At 38.3% G+C, this 20,541-nt stretch carries 13 protein-coding genes and 1 pseudogene; 1 reads left to right on the top strand and 13 read right to left on the bottom strand.

The annotated features are described in order from the left end of the window. The first annotated feature begins 270 nt into the window (after window positions 1-270). Window positions 271-2,460: a TonB-dependent receptor gene (locus BLV99_RS03860; protein WP_092687903.1), complete on the top strand. Its 2,190-nt coding sequence runs from the start codon at window positions 271-273 to the stop codon at window positions 2,458-2,460. A gap of 185 nt (window positions 2,461-2,645) precedes the next feature. Here the strand turns inward: BLV99_RS03860 and BLV99_RS03855 are convergent, their stop codons facing one another. The 13 genes and pseudogenes from BLV99_RS03855 to purD form a co-directional block, all read right to left on the bottom strand. Next, window positions 2,646-4,001, bottom strand: a complete 1,356-nt coding sequence (locus BLV99_RS03855) for a PepSY-associated TM helix domain-containing protein (RefSeq protein ID WP_092687900.1) — start codon at window positions 3,999-4,001, stop codon at window positions 2,646-2,648. A 166-nt stretch (window positions 4,002-4,167) separates the two neighbouring features. Beyond that, window positions 4,168-4,404 (bottom strand): annotated as a pseudogene (locus tag BLV99_RS18400) (tyrosine-type recombinase/integrase); the annotation flags it as partial. Between the two features lie 47 nt (window positions 4,405-4,451). Then, window positions 4,452-5,723, bottom strand: coding sequence for a GGDEF domain-containing protein (locus tag BLV99_RS03850; protein WP_092687897.1), 1,272 nt, complete (start codon window positions 5,721-5,723; stop codon window positions 4,452-4,454). A gap of 721 nt (window positions 5,724-6,444) precedes the next feature. Beyond that, the gene (locus BLV99_RS03845) at window positions 6,445-8,454 is read right to left on the bottom strand and encodes an esterase/lipase family protein (protein WP_092688060.1); all 2,010 of its coding nucleotides are present in this window, start codon (window positions 8,452-8,454) and stop codon (window positions 6,445-6,447) included. A gap of 124 nt (window positions 8,455-8,578) precedes the next feature. Further along, window positions 8,579-9,493 carry an ABUW_2363 family tetratricopeptide repeat lipoprotein gene (locus BLV99_RS03840; protein ID WP_092687894.1) on the bottom strand — a complete coding sequence of 305 codons (915 nt, stop codon included), beginning with the start codon at window positions 9,491-9,493 and terminating at the stop codon, window positions 8,579-8,581. A 110-nt stretch (window positions 9,494-9,603) separates the two neighbouring features. After that, on the bottom strand, window positions 9,604-10,410 hold the full coding sequence (gene cysE, locus BLV99_RS03835) for a serine O-acetyltransferase (RefSeq protein ID WP_092687891.1): 807 nt from the start codon (window positions 10,408-10,410) through the stop codon (window positions 9,604-9,606). After that, window positions 10,403-11,260, bottom strand: coding sequence for an RNA methyltransferase (locus BLV99_RS03830; protein ID WP_086183377.1), 858 nt, complete (start codon window positions 11,258-11,260; stop codon window positions 10,403-10,405). Before BLV99_RS03830 ends, cysE begins: the two co-directional genes overlap by 8 nt. Before the next feature lie 33 nt (window positions 11,261-11,293). Further along, a complete protein-coding gene (gene dnaE, locus BLV99_RS03825; RefSeq protein ID WP_092687888.1) occupies window positions 11,294-14,857 on the bottom strand; it encodes a DNA polymerase III subunit alpha in 3,564 nt (1,187 codons plus the stop codon). Window positions 14,858-15,071: 214 nt separating this feature from the next. Continuing rightward, on the bottom strand, window positions 15,072-15,767 hold the full coding sequence (locus tag BLV99_RS03820; RefSeq protein WP_086183375.1) for a methionine ABC transporter permease: 696 nt from the start codon (window positions 15,765-15,767) through the stop codon (window positions 15,072-15,074). Then, on the bottom strand, window positions 15,764-16,789 hold the full coding sequence (locus BLV99_RS03815; protein WP_092687885.1) for a methionine ABC transporter ATP-binding protein: 1,026 nt from the start codon (window positions 16,787-16,789) through the stop codon (window positions 15,764-15,766). The genes BLV99_RS03820 and BLV99_RS03815 overlap by 4 nt, the downstream gene beginning before the upstream one ends. A 73-nt stretch (window positions 16,790-16,862) precedes the next feature. Continuing rightward, the gene (locus BLV99_RS03810) at window positions 16,863-17,732 is read right to left on the bottom strand and encodes a MetQ/NlpA family ABC transporter substrate-binding protein (RefSeq protein ID WP_092687881.1); all 870 of its coding nucleotides are present in this window, start codon (window positions 17,730-17,732) and stop codon (window positions 16,863-16,865) included. Between the two features lie 765 nt (window positions 17,733-18,497). Continuing rightward, window positions 18,498-18,965, bottom strand: coding sequence for a hypothetical protein (locus tag BLV99_RS03805; RefSeq protein ID WP_092687878.1), 468 nt, complete (start codon window positions 18,963-18,965; stop codon window positions 18,498-18,500). A 211-nt stretch (window positions 18,966-19,176) separates the two neighbouring features. Continuing rightward, window positions 19,177-20,460: a phosphoribosylamine--glycine ligase gene (gene purD, locus BLV99_RS03800; RefSeq protein ID WP_092688057.1), complete on the bottom strand. Its 1,284-nt coding sequence runs from the start codon at window positions 20,458-20,460 to the stop codon at window positions 19,177-19,179. Between the last annotated feature and the right edge of the window lie 81 nt (window positions 20,461-20,541).

The raw sequence follows: 20,541 nt of genomic DNA, 5'->3' as shown, positions 1-20,541 counted from the left end.
CCAAAGATATTGTATAAACAAGTCAAAATCAGTCGGATGTTGCTTTACAGTGGTTTAAGTATTTCTTAGAGATTATGATTTTACCGCTTATGGAGTTTTATCATAAGTTTGGTATGGTATTTGAAGCACAGAAAAATCAAATGTTAGAAAAAACAGCCATTTAATCCAGCATGCTTAAAAATCATTAAAATTGAAACAAAAGTTTTACAATGTAAATAATAATGATTATTATTTTCGCTAATATTAATACTTATGATTCAAGGAATAATAATGCGTCTGTCTCACTTTAGTCTTTGCCTGCTGACCACAGCCATTTGTACACACTTGTATGCAGATGAAGTTACAGCACCATCATTGCAAACAAAGAAAGCAGATACGCAGTTAGCTCCAATTGTAGTAACAGCAACGCGAACACCTAAAAGTATTGCGGAAGTGGCAGGAACAGTTCAAACCATTCGTGGTGAGGAAATTGCTCAACAGGCTGGGGCAGGTCGCAAGGTCGCAGATGTTTTGGCACAACTTGTACCGCCTTTAGCACCAAGTAGTGGAACAACCAGTAATTACGGTCAAACTATGCGTGGGCGTAATGTGCTGGTGATGATTGATGGGGTATCGCAAACGGGTTCTCGTGATGTAGCGCGTCAGTTGAATAGTATTAGCCCGAATATGATTGATCATATTGAAGTCGTTTCTGGTGCAACCAGTATTTATGGTTCAGGGGCAACAGGCGGGATTATTAATATTATTACTAAACGTGCGGATAAATCAGAACCTGTTGCTTTTCAAACCAAGCTAGGTATGACATCGGCTGATAATTTCCGTGGTGATAGCTTAGCGTATCAGGTTGGACAAACCGCTTCATTTAGTCATGACAAAGTGGATGGCTTTTTAGGTTTAGACTATACCAGCCGTGGTTCTCAGTTTGATGGCAATGGTGATCGTATTTCATTAAGTCCGTGGCAAGGCAGCACTATGGATACCGATACCATCGATGTAAATGGTCGTCTAAACTTTAATTTAACTGACCATCAAAGCTTAAGTTTTGGCGCTCAATATTATAAAGATGAACAAGATACAGAATATGGGCCTGACTATTCTTATTTAAAAACAAAAACCCAACCCTCTTATAAAGCGATTAAAGGCTGGAGTTTAGATAATCAGCCATTTACAGAGCGCTATGCGTTTAATACTCAGTATCAAAACCAAAATTTCCTTGGGCAAATTTTGAATGTCGAAGCGTATTACCGCAATGAAAAATCCCGCTTTGTACCTTATGGTTATTCGGCTGATGGTGTTGATGTAAAACAAAGCCAATCTAATGTGGACTATGCGGGTATTCGTTCTACGGTTCAATCTGATCTTAAAGTTGCAGAACGGGATCTAAAACTCACTTATGGTCTAGATTACGATTGGGAAAAAGACCATCAATGGGCCGAATTCTATAAACCGACTAATAATGGTTTGGTCTATACCGCAACGGGGGAGACACAAGGTTCAGGGCCAGACACACAAATCCAAAATATTGGGACATTTTTACAAGGGGACTATGCTTTAACAGAGCGCTTAAATGTTCAGGCTGGAGTACGTTATCAATATGTTCAGGCAGACACAGACAGTTATTTAACTGCGCGTAAACCTTATACTTTAATGGCTGCCGATTCGACAGATTCTGATAAATTCTTATTTAATTTAGGTGCAGTCTATAAACTGACCGATGCTCAACAAATTTATGCGAATTTCTCACAAGGTTATAGCTATCCCGATGTACAGCGTGTGCTACGGGATGTTGCTGCTTATACATTAACGACTTCAGGCATTGCACCGATTACGGTCAATAGCTATGAATTGGGTTGGCGCTTAAATCAAGATGATGGTCTAAATCTGGGCTTAACAGGTTTTTATAATACTTCTGATAAAGTGGTACAGTTCAATTCAGACCGATCAGTGAATATTGTCGATACCGATCAACGTGTTTATGGTGCAGAAGCCAATATTAGTTATCCATTTATGGAAAACTATAAAGTAGGCGGCACTTTGGGTTATACCCGCGGGCAATATAAAAATGGAGCAAATAATTGGCATGAATTAAATGCCTTTGCTATTTCTCCAATAAAAGGCACACTGTTTGCTGAATGGAATAATGATGACGGCTATGGTGTCCGTGCACAAATGCAAGCCATTAAAGGAACAGATAAAGCCTATCAAGATGACCAAGCATTAAAAGCAGCAGGCTTAACAGATAGTAATAGCGCGGCAGAGATTAAAGGTTATACCACAATGGATGTATTGGCACATTTCCCTATGGCGAAAGGGCGTGTAGATTTCGGTGTTTATAATGTTTGGGGAAATCAATATAAAACAGTATTTGCTCAACAAGCAGCAGTAACCAATGCAAATACATTGTTAGCAATTCCTGCTGAAGGTCGTACTTTTGCCTTAAGTTATACGATTAATTATTAACCTTTTCTATCAAAATATCCGTAAATTTTGCGGATATTTTGAGATAGAACTGTTTTGTTGTACAAACCCATCATTGAAGATTAGTTCAGTCATATAATTCTAATAGTCATATAATTTTAAAATGAATAAACCTGCATCTGAAACTTACCGTACTTTCGACTGGTCACCATACAATAGCGCTTTAACTAAGTCCGATTAATATTTTCTTGTGCTGTTACATGCTTAATGATGATGACAACTAGAGCAATAAGCACACTGATCCCAAATATGGGCAAAAGAATTCCCATGATGCTCAGAACAAAAAATAGTATTATTTTTTGTTTAATTGCAGCCTGCTTCCAAATCATTATCGTTTGACCGACGAGTTGAATGGTTGTTTGTTTTAAATCAGTCCGTTTGTACCAAGCCAAATATGCATAAATAATCATACTGCATAGCGCAAGTGCATAAATGATTAAAACGAGTTGGTTTATCCAGCCAAATAAAATACCGATATGTGCATCAACTCCCCAACGTGTCAGTTTGGCAATCAATGGATAATCTTGGAAATAAAGCTGATCTAAGACTTGATGCTGTTGCACATCAATGGCAATACTGTCTGCCTGAGTCGGCCAGCGCCGCTGAATTTCTGAAACAGTCCATACTTGGTTCACATCTGAAGGAGGCTTGATTTGTATTTGAGACGCATCGATACCATGCTGCCGTGCAATTGCTAAAGCAGTATCGAAATCTTCAGAGGAAATATGCACAGTAGGATTGTTAGGAGTCATGACATGATCGCCATGATGCATTATAACTGCTGGCATACTCTCTGCTTTGAGCGATGTTACTAATGTAGGTGTTTGCCAACTCAGTGATTGCCGAAGAATACGAATATTTTCTCCCGCCCATTCAGACCATGTTAGACCAGTAATCGCAATAAAGAGCAGCAGGGGAAATAAAAATAACCCGATCGTGCTATGTTTTTGAATGAGTCTGTTGTGATTGGTTTTCTTATCTTTTAATATTTTACGACGTTTAATCCATTGATATAAACCTGTAAAGATTAAAATGGCTAACCAACTTGCTGCTAGTTCACTATAAAAGCGTCCCCAATTTCCTAATAATAAATCTCGATGAAGGTGGTCAAGTGTTGTTCGAAATGGCAATAAGCCACTTGTACCATACACAGCGAATTGACCTTTGATTTCAAGCGTATAGGGATCTACAAAGACAGCTTCATTTTGTTGCTTTAGCTTCGGGTCTGAGAAAATAACCCGAGTCGTTTGGTTAGGCGCTGCCGATGGACGGACTTCTGTAATGTGTGCAGAGGATGATAAAGATTGTTTAGCTATTTCAATTTGTTGACTAAGAGGCTGAATTTTTGAATGGTTTTGATCTACATATAGTATTTCACTGTAAATCAACTGTTCAATTTGAGGCGTGGCAGCATAAAAAAGGCCAGTTAGTGCAGCAATAAAAATAAATGGAGCAATAAAAATTCCAGCATATACATGTATTAAACGGAAAAATATTTGCCAAAAATTAAAGTTCAAATTCATTTTCTAACGCAATTTTAGGGAGCCAAGTTAAAAAGCTTACTTGATATAAAAATAGATATAAACATGTAAGTGTTTATGAAGATTTAGCATAAAGCCGTTTTGGATCAAAACCTATGCCATTTTTTTTAGCTTTTTGTTCATACATCGGCTTGATCAAAACTGTTTATGACATATCAGAGCACATTCTATCACTTCGAAGTGCAGGGAAAATAAAATGACTGTGTATCATTTTGAATGGATTCGAGTAAATTGATAGCTTTTTGGGTAAAGGAACACTTGGAAGAAATTATTATTTTTTCTGCCGTATATGTTGAACAAATTCTGCAACCTGTGCATAGGGGAAAGATGGATGAGGAGGTGATCCTTGCTTCAGATTACTTAAGATTGACTCTAAATTTCCTTTGCATATAGTAAGATTAATCTTACGATAAAATGTTGACTTGCTAAGCTCTAAAGGTAAATGTGCTTATTTGTTGTGTCTGTAGAGGTGGTTTCGGCATAGGGTTCAGCAATATGATAACGGTTTCGTCCTTCATTTTTGGCGAAATACAATGCACGATCCGCTAAGTTAATCAGTTCCGAGATTTGATGATCCGCTTGCGGTACTACGGTCGAGATTCCTACACTAATGGTAATGTGTTCAGAAATAGGACTGGATGGGTGGGGAATAGCAGCTGCCTCAATGAGTTGTAAAAGGCGTATGGTTAGTGCTTCGGCTTGCTGTTGGTCTGTCATTGGAAAAACGAGTAAAAATTCTTCTCCACCATAGCGTGCAGCTAGATCATTGCTTCGTGCAGTAATCGAGTGTATTGAATCTGCAATCAATTGCAGACATTGATCACCTGCGATATGCCCAAGATGATCATTGTAGTTTTTAAAAAAGTCGATATCGACCATTAATATACTTAATGGTGTTTGATGTCTTAGCGCATAGCGCCACTCTTTATCGAGAACCTCGTTTAAATAACGTCGATTAGCCAAACCTGTGAGTGAGTCTAATTGTGATAATAATGCCAATTGTTGAGCTTGTTGGGTTAATTCAATTTGGTTCAATTCAATAATACAGTTTTGTAAATAATTTTCCCGATGCTGGCGGTCAATGGCATAGGTTAAAGCCATGCCTAAAAAGCTATAAAAAGTATAGGTTCTATTTAATAAGGTCCAGCCAATATCTTGATTTGACCAGATTGAAATGAAAATCGCAATCAGACCACCCATCCAACATACAATAACTGCCGTGTAAAATCGCATACCGACAAAACTGTAAGTAATCACCACGGCATACATCATGGCAGTATGAAATAGCACATTATTCTGTGCGGTATTATTGGGATCTGCGCCAATATTGGTGATAATGATAAAGGAGATGGCAATCGCGACCATGGAACCAAAACCGGTATAATAGTCGAAATATTGGTTAAATTTTTTAAAAAAAGATAAGATCCAAGCGGTGATGACAATAATTCCGACCCATGCATAATAGGTGAGCCACTGCTGCATTATGTCATGGTCAGAAATAGTTTGATAAATACCTAAACTGAGAAATAAGTACAAAATTAATATAATTAATCCACGAAATCTAAATTCATAAGCTGCTTCATTTTTATATTGTTCTTGGTAAATCCGCTCGAGTGTTTTAGAAAAATGAACAGAGTTTAATCCCCTAGAAGCAACTTGTTCAATTTGCATTCTATTTAATGCACTAGACCCTTTTAATTTCATGAATTTTCTCACTATTCATGTAAAAAATGATTGTTCATTTTTTTATTAAATATTCTATATTAAAAAACAATATACTTATCAATATAATAAATAGCTTGCATAAATCAAAAAATGTTTAAAATTCAATTTTTATGCTTTTATGTCAGTATTTCACAGCTATGAATCTAATCTTTCCTAAAGTTTATTTTTTAATGTCGGCTTTATAAATTATGTGCATTGATCAAAAAATGACTTGTGGAAGAAGTCTAATATAATTGAATTTTTCCTGAAAGAATAGCCATTTATGAAAATAAGCAGTGCTATTTCTGCGCTTTCGATATGGTTCAGTAAGCGTTTTAAAAGTCTTTAGATTGCCAATATATGTGCGATTCTGATGGTTATTTTATTGATTTCTTGGTTATGCGATTCCAATTCTGGAGTTAATGTGCATCCTTATTTGGTTTTTAAAAATAACGCGCTTCTTGTATAAAAAGAATGAAGATCCTGCTCGTCTGGATCTTGTATTTAGGCATTAAATGTAAATTATGGTTAAATCAGGTACTGCTCTTTTACAGCTCAGAATGTAAAGTGCCTTATAGTGAATTATCGTTTGTACTTGAACGGAAGGAGCTTTCTACTTGGGGATAACATTATTCTGATTGATTTTATTTCCATGACCACACAACGGATTAAGCCGTTATGTGGTGACAATTCAGCCATGCTTAGCGCTTGAATTTGCTCACTAAGGTTTATACACACCTAGCTGTGTGAGATGTAATCGTAGAATACGACGTAATTCTAAAACGGCTTCTGGTGTTTCCTGAATAGAATGCCCACCGTTGATGATCTTTTCAGAAACAGCACCATCTAAGTGTGCGCTTTTATACGGCACGACATCATCGGTAATCAGATTAAGATCATCACTCTTGGTCGCATTACCAATAATTGAATGGAAGGCTAAACCTTTACGTGGGCTAACGTCTTTGGTGAGCTCCATAAATTTTGATTGATAGCTTAAATCGCTTGGCCCATTTTGAATTAGCCCGTGATCAATCTGTTTTAATAAATCTTTAAAGTCTAAATCTTGGCTCTGTAATGTATCGCCTATGGCAGAAAGGAATGCACCAGGTAAACGAATGACTTTACGTGCTGCTTTGGTAAACCATCGGTCAGCAAATTCGGTTCCTTTATGTGGTGAAGCAAGGAAAATTGCGCGATTAAAGTTAGGAATATCTTTAAGAATTAAACGCTGCGATACAATCGGGATATTTTTATATTTATTCAATTGACGATTGCTCATCATGGATAATGCTTTTTGAGTGAGGTTGGCGTCACTGACCAATAGTCGGGCAATAATTCCACCCATGCTATGTCCAACAAGAACAGCATCTTTTTTTGCCGCAGCTTTAGGATCAACTTGAGAAAAAGTTTGGTTAAGCAAGGCATAAATCTGGAAGCGGCTTTCAATAATGGGCATATTGGTGGAGTAGAACACTTGCCATACTTGGAAGTGTTCACGTAGCACAGGGTCGCCCATAATGTCATTGGTGAGACGTATCCATGCTTCTGGGCTACTGGCGAGACCATGAACCAATACGATGACCTTTTTATTCGGATTATAGGGTTCCAGCATATATAAATGCGGCATGGTGAGATGATCATCACGATCAATCAAAGTTAAATATGCAGCTTTACCTAAATTGTTTTGTGCAAGCCATAAACCATAAGGGGTAGAGAAGTTGGCTGCAAGTGGATAGGTTTTACCCGCCATCACAACATTGTCATATTTGTAAGGATCAAAGGCTTTTAATTCAAACTCGGGATTATTTAAAATATCCTCAATACTGCTGGCTGACTTAGGTTCTACGGTGAGCGTCGCAGCTAAATAACGGGCTTGGTGGATATTCGGATTGATGCCATTTTTATAACTAAAATTGATCGGATCAATAATATACTTGCTTTTAGCTTCGCCAATATCATTTTTAACTTGGGGTAAAACAACGACAAATTCCGAACCAAAACCATCACGGCGGTTAATGGAACGTAAACCAGAAAAATTGAGATTATAGCTAGAGAGCATTTGTTCAATTTTTTGTTCTTTTAATTGAGGATAATGGTCAAAGTTAATGTTGTAGATACTTTTGCCAACTTTAATTTGGTGTTCTACTTCTGTTGGTTTGTAACGTAGCGCATAAGCTGAAACCAATTTTGCGATGGCTAAATTATAAAAATCTCGAATTTGTACTTGTCTGTTATCAAAAATACGGTCTTGCGGGCCACGTTTGGTTTTGAACATGTATGCATAACTATAGCGGATACTTTTATCCAACATATAGAGTTGTTGATCTAAGCATTTTTCATAAGCAGTTTGTTGTAATTTTTGTTTTTCTTCAGATTTATGACTGGTTAAAATGCTGACTTTACAATCACTTGATTTTTCATATGCCAAAGCTTTGGCTAAAAAAACTTCACTTGCTGTAGAAAGGATTTGTTCGTCTTGAATTTGAGGGATTTGTTGTATTTCTTGGATGCACTGTTCTGGTTTGTCAGCGCAAATTTTTGCTTCGCGCCCTGTCATAGAAAGTACATTTAAACTGGCTTCACTTAATTTGTTGCGGGTGAGTATGCTTTCTCGCTCATTGGTAATGGTTACGTTGATGGCTTGATTTTTGACACTGACGATTTGACAACCCGTCAATAGAGAACTACTCAATAGTGCAGCAAACAAAATTTTGTATAGCGAGTTTGGCATAAAGATCATCTGCATTAAGTATTTGTTTGAGTTTTTCTTCATCATACAGTCATTCTTCTAATTTTCCATTGCTACAAACAAAAATAGACCGTACAAGACGGTCTATTTGATGAGGACTTAAAACTTAAGATGCTTTAGGTGAACTAAGCACTTGCCATACGTTCCAACGACCTTGTTTTTCAATTTCATTGATTAAACGGTCTGCAACTTCTGCTTCTTGCGGATATTTTACTTTGTAATTTTTCAAAGTTTGAATCGCATTTTTCTTCTGTTCCATCGCAATATAGTTATTTGCGGCAGATAGATAAGCCTCTTGTACGCCTGCTTTCATGGCTTTGTCTAAATATGGAATCGCTTCACGTTGACCGCCACCTTCAGACAAACCAAAGCCAAACCAAAAGTTTGCTTCAGCATCGTCTTTGTTAATTTTTAAAATACGCTGTGCGTAGGTTAAAGACTTGGTGGTGTAGACCGAACCCAAATCAAGGTTACGTGCCATCACGCTGGCTTTAAATGCGCGAATCAGGACATCGAAAGACGCATTATCTTTAGATGCCAAGGTGTCTAGCTGTTGTGTTAACTCTTTGAGTTTGGCTTCAAAGCCTTTACGTTCTTGACGTTCACTAAAGCGAGGTGGGTAATGACGTGCTTTACCTTCAACCAATTGTAAAAAGTCATCAATTTCAGTGATGTCAATTTCATTATTACCCGCAAGAACAGCATATTTTAAAGTACGTTGATTGCTGTTCACGGTTGGAATGATCAGTTTATTAACATCTAAAGTGATTTTTTTAGATGGGTCACTTTGCAGATTCACTTCCATTTTAGTCACAGGCTGTGCAGCTGCTTTTCTAAGTGCAATTTCAAATGGAGGTGGTGCATCGTAATTAAATGGATTTAGTGCATAGAATGGTGCAGTTAAATCAGGTTCAGTGAAGATGATTGGGCTATTCGGTTTTTTATCTTCAGTTGGTGCCATGCTACATGCAGAGAGCAAAGACATTGCAATGAGTGTACATGCCAAAGGCTTAAGTGTCATATGGGTCATCCATTCATTTAATTTTAAAGTTGATCAATAAGCACATTTGTCAGTCTAAGAAAACTCTGATCAACATGCAAGTTAGCGCTTGTTAATATTTCATAACAACTTTAGGCTTTAGATTGAGTGCTTTGTGCTTCACATTCGCGTCGCACATCTTCAATAATTTTAAGTTCTTCAATACTAAAAGGCTGTTCATCTTGCTGTTTCTTAAATGATGGATCGAGCAAAGATAAGCGCTGACATAAAGTATTCATACGTTTTTCATTATGCTGAATTCTGTCCAGTAGAACACGCATACCCTCTAAAATTGGGTCAGATTGATCTTGCGTTGCTGCATATGGCTGGAAACCAATACTTTCAGCATAATCACGACGACGTGCTTCTTCGGCATCTTTAGGTTTGTCTTTGGTGATAAAACGGGCAGGGTTACCGACTGCTGTGGTATCTGGCGGAACTTCTTTGGTTACGACTGCGTTAGAACCCACTTTAGAGTTTTTACCAACAGTAAATGGCCCTAGAATTTTTGCACCAGCACCGACCACCACACCATCTTCTAATGTCGGATGACGTTTGCCTTTATTCCACGTGGTGCCGCCTAAAGTGACACCGTGATATAGCGTGACATCATCACCAATTTCAGCCGTTTCACCAATGACGACACCCATGCCGTGATCGATAAAAAAACGACGACCAATTTTAGCACCCGGGTGAATTTCAATACCTGTGGCAAAACGACTAAAAGAAGACAACAGGCGAGCAGAGCCTTTACACTCTTTTTGCCAAAGTTCATGAGCAACACGGTGCATGATGAGTGCGTGAATGCCGGGATAAGTGGTGAGAACTTCCAAAGTGTTTCGAGCAGCGGGATCGCGCGCGAATACAGCTTGTATGTCTTCTTTGAGCTGTTTAAGCATGAGGTTGATCCTCTGAAGAATCTGTTGTTTTATCTACTGATTTTTTCCATGTACCATTATTCATCGCTTGTACACGAGTGAATATGCCACGAAGTAAATGGTATTCCATACGGTCTAATTGTATACGTCCAAATAGGCGACGCAAGCGTAAAGGCAATAATCTTGGGTTTTTAGGGTCCATAAATTCAATTTCAGCCAACATTTTTTCAATGTGTGGATAAAACTGTTCCATTTGTTCATGCGTGACTAAAGGCTCATCCCAATGCATAGATTCTGTTTCGGTCACAGGCATGCTTGCTTCAGGATTTTCCTTTTGTTCTACAAACGCCATCGCGGCCATACGCATTTCATAACAAATGACTTGAATGGCTTGTGCAACATTCAATACGCCATAATCAGTATTGACTGGAATAGTGACGTGATAATTCGCCATCGCCAATTCTTCGTTGGTCAAGCCGCGATCTTCACGACCAAATACAATCGCAATTTCTTGTTGGTCTTTAACAACTGCTTGCATGGATTTTTCAGCAGCAGGGCGTGCATCAAGCAAAGGCCACGGAATGGTACGGCTACGCGCACTGGTGCCAAAAACAAGGTGACAATCTTTAATGGCATCTTCTAATGTCGCTACAATTTCAATCTGTTCGATGAGATCTACAGCACCTGCGGCTAAAGCATTAATATCGGGGTGTGGATAGGTTTTAGGCGCAACCAACACCAATTTAGATAAGCCCATGGTTTTCATGGCTCTTAATGCACTGCCAATATTTGCAGGTAATGTAGTATTCACCATGACAATACGCACATGGGAAAGATGTGCTGAAACAACAGCATTGTCAACTTGACTCATAAGGTGTCCAATTTGAATTTAAATATTTAAAAATTAAGAATATTGGTTGGCTTCAGCCTGATACATGTCCATTGCATCATCCATGCTGACATTGGCAGGTGGCGGTGCAATTTGCGCGGGCTTACTATACTGTACGGCTTTTGCGGCCTTAGATTTCACTTGATATTCGATATGGATGACATCTTTACCAAAATAATCGCGTAATTTAGCCAGCAATTCATCCTGTGGTGCAACTTTCCAGTTTAATCCCAAGTGAACTTCGGCAGTCGCATAGGGATAATCAATTTGTAATTGCATTGGAATGTGATTACACATATCGACATTGCAAAATGGCAGCAGAATTTTTTGTAAATCTAGACTGAGTGATTTGGTCAGATGTTCAGCAGCCAATTTAATTTGGATACTATTGGCTCGTTTCTGGCGAATCTCATTGAGACTAAAGGCTTTGGTTAAGCGTCCCATTGGGCGATCATAACCTTCACGCTCATAGATTTCACCTTCAATCACCACCACACGGTCAGCTTGGATAATATCTTTAAAGCGTTGGAAGCGTTCATGGTTGGCAGACACTTCAATTCGCGCTGTACCATCATCTAGGGTGACCATCATCCGATTTGGGAAATTGGCAACATCCACCACCAAGCCGGCAAAAACGGTGGTAACCCCACGACGTGTAGGTGTTAATTCATTAATACGCACAGGAATAAATGACTTTAACTCTGGGCGATAAACATCAATCGGATGTCCAGTTAAATATAAGCCAAGGGTATCTTTTTCACCTTTGAGACGGACTTCATCTGACCATGCTTTAACGGGTTTAGCAGGTTTACGTTGAACTTCTTCAACTTCACCAAATAAATCCATGATGCCCGTTTCACGATTAGAGCGTGCTTGATCAGCTGCTTGCACCGCTTCAGGCAATTGCGCCATGATGCTGGCACGATCAATACCTAAGCAATCTAAAGCACCTGAGCGAATCAGGGCTTCTAAAGTTCGTTTATTGATTTTTTTCAAATCAATACGATGGCAGAAGTCGAATAGATCTTTGTAAGGGCCATCTTGCAAGCGTGAATCAATCACCGATTGCATAGCGGCTTCGCCCACACCTTTAATTGCACCTAAACCATAGACAATGGTTTTTTCATCACTGGCATGGAACTGATAAAAAGACATGTTAATTGAAGGAGGAAACACTTCTAAACCATTGATTCGACAGTCATCAATCAAAAATACAATACTGTCGGTATTCTGCATTTCTGAAGTCAGTACTGCCGCCATAAATTCAGATGGATAATAGGCTTTTAGCCACGCGGTTTGGTAAGCAACGAGGGCATAGGCTGCGGCATGTGATTTGTTAAAACCATAGCCAGCGAATTTTTCCATATAGTCGAAAATATGGTTGGCGGTGGCTTCATCAATGTCTTTTTGCGCGGCACCTTCAATAAAGATTTGACGCTGTTTGACCATTTCCTCAGGTTTCTTTTTACCCATGGCACGACGTAACATGTCTGCGCCACCCAGTGTATAACCCGCACAATATTGCGCGGCTTGCATCACCTGTTCTTGGTAAACCATAATCCCATAGGTTGGTTCTAAAACCCCTTCGAGTAAGGGATGTAGATATTCAAACTCGCCACCATGCATACGGTGAATAAAGTCAGGAATAAGATCCATTGGACCCGGACGGTACAAGGATACAAAGGCAATAATTTCTTCAAACTTACTTGGACGTGCCTCTTTCAGCATTTTTTTCATGCCGACGGATTCAAACTGGAAGATCGCAGTGGTATTGGCATCGGCAAAGATTGAATAGGCTTTTGGGTCGTCTAACGGAATATACGTAATATCGACTGATTTTTCAGGCCCAATGCGTTTATTAATATTTTGAATGGCATCTTCAATTACGGTTAGGTTACGTAAACCTAAAAAGTCGAATTTAACTAAACCTGCTGATTCGACATCATCTTTATCGAATTGTGCTACGCGGTTAGTACCATCCGCATCACACATCACGGCTGAATAATCGGTGATTTTACCCGGTGCAATTACCACACCGCCGGCATGTTTACCGGTATTACGGGTAATGCCTTCAAGTTTTAAAGCCATTTCCCAGATTTCGGCTGCATCGTCATTATCTGGGTTAGATGGATTGGTCACGATGTCTTTCAGCTGCGGCTCGATGTCGATGGCACCACGCAGGTCTACACCTAAGGGTTTGGTCGGGATCATTTTCGAGATACGGTCTGCCAAACCATAAGATTTACCCAATACTCGCGCGACATCTCGAATTGCACCTTTCGCGGCCATCGTCCCGAAAGTCGCAATTTGTGAAACCGCTTCACGGCCATAATGACGCGCAACATAATCAATCACGCGGTCACGCCCTGCAATACAGAAGTCGATGTCAAAGTCGGGCATCGAGACACGTTCTGGATTCAAGAAACGTTCGAATAGCAGGTCGTAACGGAGTGGATCAAGATCGGTAATTTTTAAACTATAGGCCACCAATGAGCCTGCACCTGAACCACGTCCTGGGCCTACTGGAACGCCATTATTTTTAGACCATTGAATGAAGTCCATCACGATCAGGAAGTAACCGGGGAATCCCATGTTTAAGATGGTGCCAATTTCATAGGCGAGGCGTTCATCATAAACTTTACGAATTTCAGGCCAATCTTCATCGCGTTTTTCAACGGGATAAAGGAAATCTAAACGTTCTTCTAAGCCTTCTTGAGAAACATGCTCAAAGAAGGTGTCAATGGTATGACCTTCAGGTACTGGGTAATCTGGCAGGTCATTGAAACCTAGGCGTAAGCTGACATTACAGCGTTTAGCAATGTGGTAGGTGTTTTCAATCGCAGACGGAATATCTGAAAAGAGTTCCGTCATTTCCTCTGCGGTTTTAAAATATTGTTCAGAACTATAATAACGAGGACGACGACTGTCACCTAAAACATAACCATCGGCAATACAAACACGAGCTTCATGTGCTTCAAAATCTGTGGGTGCAATGAAATGCACATCATTATGCGCAACGACACCGATATTGTATTTTTGAGCCAGTTTGATTGCCCCAGCAATGAAATTTTCTTCATCAGGGCGGTCGGTGCGGGTCAGGGCTAAATAGACACGATTGCCAAATTTTTCGATCCATTCTTCTAATAATGGTTCCGCTTTTTGTGGGTTGGATGAGTTCAGCATTTTACCCACATCACTATGCATGCCTAAGAGTGCAATAATGTCTTGGTTTTGTTCAAGAACCCACTCTTTTTGTACACAAGGGATATCAAGTTGCTGACCTTCAATAAAGCCACGCGAAACAATTTCAGTGAGACTACGCCAACCTTTGTTGGTCATTGAAAGCAGTGTGACTTTATGTTCTGCATCATTTAGGCGAATGTTACTGCCCATAATTGGCTTAATGCCTTTATCTAAGCATTTTTTATAAAATTTAACTGCGGCATGTAAATTAGATAGATCAGTTAATGCCAAAGCTGGCATTTCATCATTCACTGCAGCTTTAATAAGATCAGGTATACGTACGATAGATTCCGTAATTGAAAATTCTGTATGTATACCAAGATGAACAAAGTGCATAAATGAGTCCCTGCAAAAACCGTCGGCTATTTTAGCATGCTCTGAATATTGTTATGGCTTATATTTGGCAAATTCAAAGCTGATTATGTGGTCTATTATTGACCATAGTGTATGTTTTTATGTATCGCTGATGCAGCTGACTTATTTTTAAGCGAAAAGCATAAATAAAAAACCCTCAAATTTGAGGGTTTTAAAGGATTTCTTCAATGCTGATTTATCTGAGCTTAGCTAACCAATTACCTAAAGTCTGCACAATTTGAACAAGCACTAAGAGGACAATAACGGTGAGGTAGACGACACTTTGATCAAAGCGTTGATAGCCATACGAAATCGCTAAGTCACCAATACCACCTGCACCGACAGCACCCGCCATCGCTGTTGCACCAATAAGACTAATGGTTGCTGTTGTGAGGCTCAAAATTAATGAACTACGAGATTCAGGAATAATGAATTTGAAAATAATCTGCCAAGGAGATGCTCCCATCGCTTGGGCAGACTCAATAATTCCTTCATTCACTTCAAGCAATGATGTTTCTACAAGGCGACCAATGTAAGGGCCGACATAAATGGTCAGTGGTACAATGGCTGCCCAAGTGCCAATGGTTGTCCCGACTAACGCTTTGGTGAGTGGGAAAACAGCAATCAGTAGAATAATAAAGGGCAGTGAGCGTAGCGCATTTACAATCGGATTTAAAATTTGATAAACCGCTCGATTTGGCAGAATACCATTCGGACGAGTGACCAATAACGTGATCGCTTGAATAAAGCCCCAAATTGTACCGAACAACATAGCGAAAACGACCATTTGAATCGTTTCTTGCATTGCTGTAACAAATTGGTCAATGCTTAAAGAGCTTTCCCAAAATGGTGCTGTCAGTGTGGTGAGCCATTGTACGATGAGTTCTCTCATGGTCTAACTCCTGACTGTTCCACTTTGACGCCATTTTGTTCGAAGAAGTCGATGGTTTGACGAATTATTTCGGGGTCACCCAAAAGTTGTACGAACATTTGACCAATTACTGAACCATTAATTTCAGTCATATTGGCAAACAAAATGTTTAAACTCACATCAAATTGCTTAATTGCAGTTTGTACGACAGTTTCTTGTGCAGATGTACCTAAAAATTGCAGGCTATAAATACTTTTATGATTTTGGTTTTCTAGATTATTTAAAATATTAACTGGCAATTGTTGTTGTAAAACAGTTTGAATAAAGTTTTTAGTCGTTGGATGTTGAGGTTGACTAAAAATTTCTAAAGTAGAACCCGTTTCAATGACTTTACCTTGTTCCATGACTGCAACATAATCACAAACAGATTCAATGACATCCATTTCATGCGTGACCATGACAATGGTAATGCCTTGCTCCTTATTAATCTTTTTAAGCAAAGCAAGAACAGATTTCGTGGTTTGCGGATCAAGTGCAGACGTCGCTTCATCACAAAGTAAAATTTTAGGGTGATTGGCTAAAGCTCGGGCGATACCGACACGTTGCTTTTGACCACCTGAAAGTTCATCAGGGAAAGCATCTTTTTTATGTGTTAAATCAATAAATTCAAGTAATTCATTGAGCCGTTTTTCACGTTCAGCCTTATTTACACCCAGCAGTTTCAAAGGCATTTCAATATTGTCTGCAACCGTTTTGGTTTGGAGTAAATTAAAATGCTGAAAAATCATGCCGATATTTGCACGTTCTTGACGTAATGTACGTGAATCCAGTGCCGTAAAATCTGTTTGATTAATAATGACTTGTCCATTATTTGGACGCTCAAGCAAATTAATCAAGCGGATTAAGGTACTTTTTCCTGCACCACTATAGCCAATAATGCCAAAAATACTGCCTGCTGGAATTTCCAAATTAATTTGGTCCAGTGCGCGTATGGTTTGACCTTTCAGCTCATAGTGTTTTGAAATGTTTTTAAATTCAATCATATCGTCAAAAGCTATACAAAAATGAAAAAACAGGCAAATTAACTTTGCCTGTTTCGTTTAAGTCATTATAAGACTATTTTGATTCTGTAAGATAGCTTACAGGTTTATTTACATCGACTTTAGTTCCACCGAAGTGTTTTTGAACATATGTACCTACAGCTGGAACGTGATATAGCTCACCCACTTTTTTCAAAATAGGATCATCTTTACGTGATTCAGCAACGGCAAGAACATTGACATTCATTTTTGTGCTTTGGTCAGTAGGCTCATAGTAAATAGAGTCTTTCAGTACGTTTAAACCACCTTCCATTGCCAAAGTATTACCCAGTACAATCGCATCAACTTCATCTTTAGCACGTACAGCAGTTGCCATTTGAATAGGTTTGATCACGATTTTTTTCGTATTTTCAGTAATGTCTGAAGGTGTACCTTTAACAATATCAAAGCCGTCTTTTAATTTGATTAAGCCAGCAGATTGTAAAAGTAATAATGCACGTGATTCATTTGCACCGTCGTTAGGGATTGCAATAGTTGCACCATTGGCAAAGTCTTCAACTTTTTTAACTTTGCTTGAATAGATTCCCATAGGCTCTAAATATGTTGTTGAAACAGGTGCAATTTTATCTTTATTTGACTCGTTGAAGGCAACTAGATATGCATAAGATTGGAAGGCATTAATATCCACTTCTTTATTTGCAACAGCAGTATTCATGGCTACATAATCAGTGAAATTTTTCACTTCAAGTTTAATCCCTGCTGCTTTTGTTTCAGGCAGAGTTGCAATATAACGCCAAATGTCAGCATCAGAACCAGTCGATGCCATAACAACGGTTTGTTCTTGTGCTGTATCTGTTTTTGCTGTGTCAGTCGCAGGTGTTTCCGGTTTAGAACAACCAGCTAGACCAACGGTTAAACCTAAAACAAGTCCAAGGAGCTTTTTCATGTATCCATCCTCAGTAAATTTAATTTTGGCTTTAAATTTACGAATTATTCTATTCATTGAAGAGATTAAGTCAAAATCGAGATCAGTATAAAACGAAGATGTGATTACAGTCATTCTATCCAAACGTTCTCTGATCTATGCATAGCATGATAAAATTAACAAATTATGCTATTCAATTAGCAATTTGGTGAACATCAAATTAAAACAATTATAAGATGTTTTAAATCATTGTATTCATTCACGAGATTGCATTTTAACTGAATCAAAATTTGGCTCATCATAACAATAAATCTATATGTAATATAGTGAATAAAAACTCAATAATTATCTCTTTTATAGCATAACAAAAGCGAGATATTTGAAAATTTAATAGTAAAAACAATATATTATTTTAAATTATATTAACAATCTATAAGATATTGTTTTTAATACTTCTTTATAATTTTTTTTTCAGTCTAAATCTAAAAAATAGATAATGATGTGATAGACAAGTTTGTACTATGTTATGGTTTGTAAGGATATTTATTTAATGATCATCTAAAATGATCAAAAAGAGGAATCTGTGGCTAATATTGTCCCATTAATGTAATTACATCGCGGTAAGTTTTCACAGAATAATGATCTTGTTCATTTCGATTGGTCAATTTCAAAAAGCGATCAAGATAGAAAACTTATCCAATAATAAAGAAGATAGCATAAGATATTGGTATTAAATAATGTAATAAGGGAGTTTAAATTTCATCCGTAATGTTTGAAAGCATACTTCTATTGGCGTCTTTTCTGATCTTTGCATTTTTGAATTAATGTTGCCCCAATGATAGGCAGCCAAGGTAAAGTGAGTATTGCAATATTCCAAGTATAGATACGCAGAGGTATGGAGCCTTCAGAATAAAATATCCCCCACCAAATAATTTGTAAAATGATAACCATGGCTAATGTAGTTAACAGGATGCTAAATATAAACTTTAAATTGTTACCATTATTTTTTGAAATGATTAAATGAATACTCATAAATATGGCAAGAAAAAATACATAACCTATTAAAAATCCGATAGTTATTAAAATAGGTGAAATAAACATGATGAGTGCAACTCCTAATACATATGAACCATTTGCATTGTCAGGCATTTGCGCATGGTTTAAGTCTTTAATAAATATGTACCAAACCAATGGCAGTAGACAAAGGCAAATCAAGAAGCATTTTTTTATAAATACATATGCAGGAGTATTCATATATCTTTTATTGAATATCTTAAGGATATAGATTGTTATTAAAATAATGAGCAAAATAATACAAAGGGATATCGTCAATTTTTTTCTTCTTTGTAAGGTAAGTGCGAATAGTGAAAAATCATATAATCTTAAGTGATTATTACTTGTATTTTGTAGATAAATTTTCGAATAAAAAACCCGCACTTGGCGGGTTTTTAAAACTTAATAAAAATTAAGCATTTTCACGCGCAATTGCACGGTAACCAATATCTTTACGATATTGAACGCCATCAAAAGTCACTTTTTCACAAAGTTCTAATGCTTTTGCTTGTGCTTCACCGATGGTATTGCCCAATGCTGTTACGCAAAGTACACGACCACCCGCAGTCACGATCTCGCCATTTGCATTTACAGCCGTACCCGCATGGAAAACTTTGGCATCGGTCATTTCTGTGTCTAAACCAGAAATCACATCATCTTTGCTTGATGTTTCTGGATAGCCTTTCGATGCAAGTACGATACCAACAGTTTTACGCTCATCCCACTGCGCTTCCGCAGGTAAATTACCTGCAATGCCAGCTTCAACCAAATCAACCAAAGAAGATTTTAAGCGCATCATGATGGGTTGAGTTTCAGGGTCACCAAAACGACAGTTGAACTCGATTACTTTAGGTTGACCTTGTTCATCAATCATCAAGCCTGCATACAAGAAACCTGTATAAACATGACCATCAGCCGCCATACCATCCACAGTAGGACGCATGACTTCTTTCATGACTTTATCGAAAACTTCAGCAGTCACAACAGGAGCAGGAGAGTAAGCCCCCATACCACCAGTATTTGGGCCTTGGTCACCTTCAAAGATACGTTTGTGATCTTGTGAGGTTGCCATTGGTAAAATGTTGTTGCCATCAATCATACAAATGAAAGAAGCTTCTTCACCATCTAGAAACTCTTCGATGACCACACGTGAACCAGCATCGCCAAATTTGTTGCCTGCAAGCATGTCATCAATGGCATCAAATGCTTCTTGATTGGTCATGGCAACAATCACACCTTTACCCGCAGCAAGACCATCGGCCTTGATCACAATCGGTGCGCCATTTTGTTCAACATAGGCTTTAGCAGCATCGACTTCTGTGAATACATCGTAGAACGCTGTTGGAATGTTGTGGCGTTTTAAGAAATGCTTCGCAAAAGCTTTTGAGCCTTCAAGTTGCGCTGCAAATTGGGTAGGGCCCCAGACTTTAACATTCGCAGCACGGCAAGCATCAACCACACCATTAACGAGAGGTGCTTCTGGACCAACAATGACCAAAGAGATTTCATTTTCTTTTGCAAAAGCAATAATGCCTGCATTATCTAAAATATTTAGTTCTACATTTTTACATTTATTTTCTGTTGCTGTACCTGCATTGCCAGGGGCGACAAATACTTGTGCAACTTTTTCATCTTGAGCGATTTTCCATGCGAGTGCATGTTCACGTCCGCCATTACCCAATACTAAAATATTCATCGCTTCATACTCCATGAATCGAAAATGACATAAAGTCCTCAACCCAAAATAGGCGAGGACTTTATGTCAGATTTAGAAATC

This window comes from Acinetobacter kyonggiensis (genome assembly GCF_900107285.1).
GTDB lineage: Bacteria > Pseudomonadota > Gammaproteobacteria > Pseudomonadales > Moraxellaceae > Acinetobacter > Acinetobacter kyonggiensis.
This window is presented reverse-complemented; position numbering and strand designations above follow the sequence as displayed.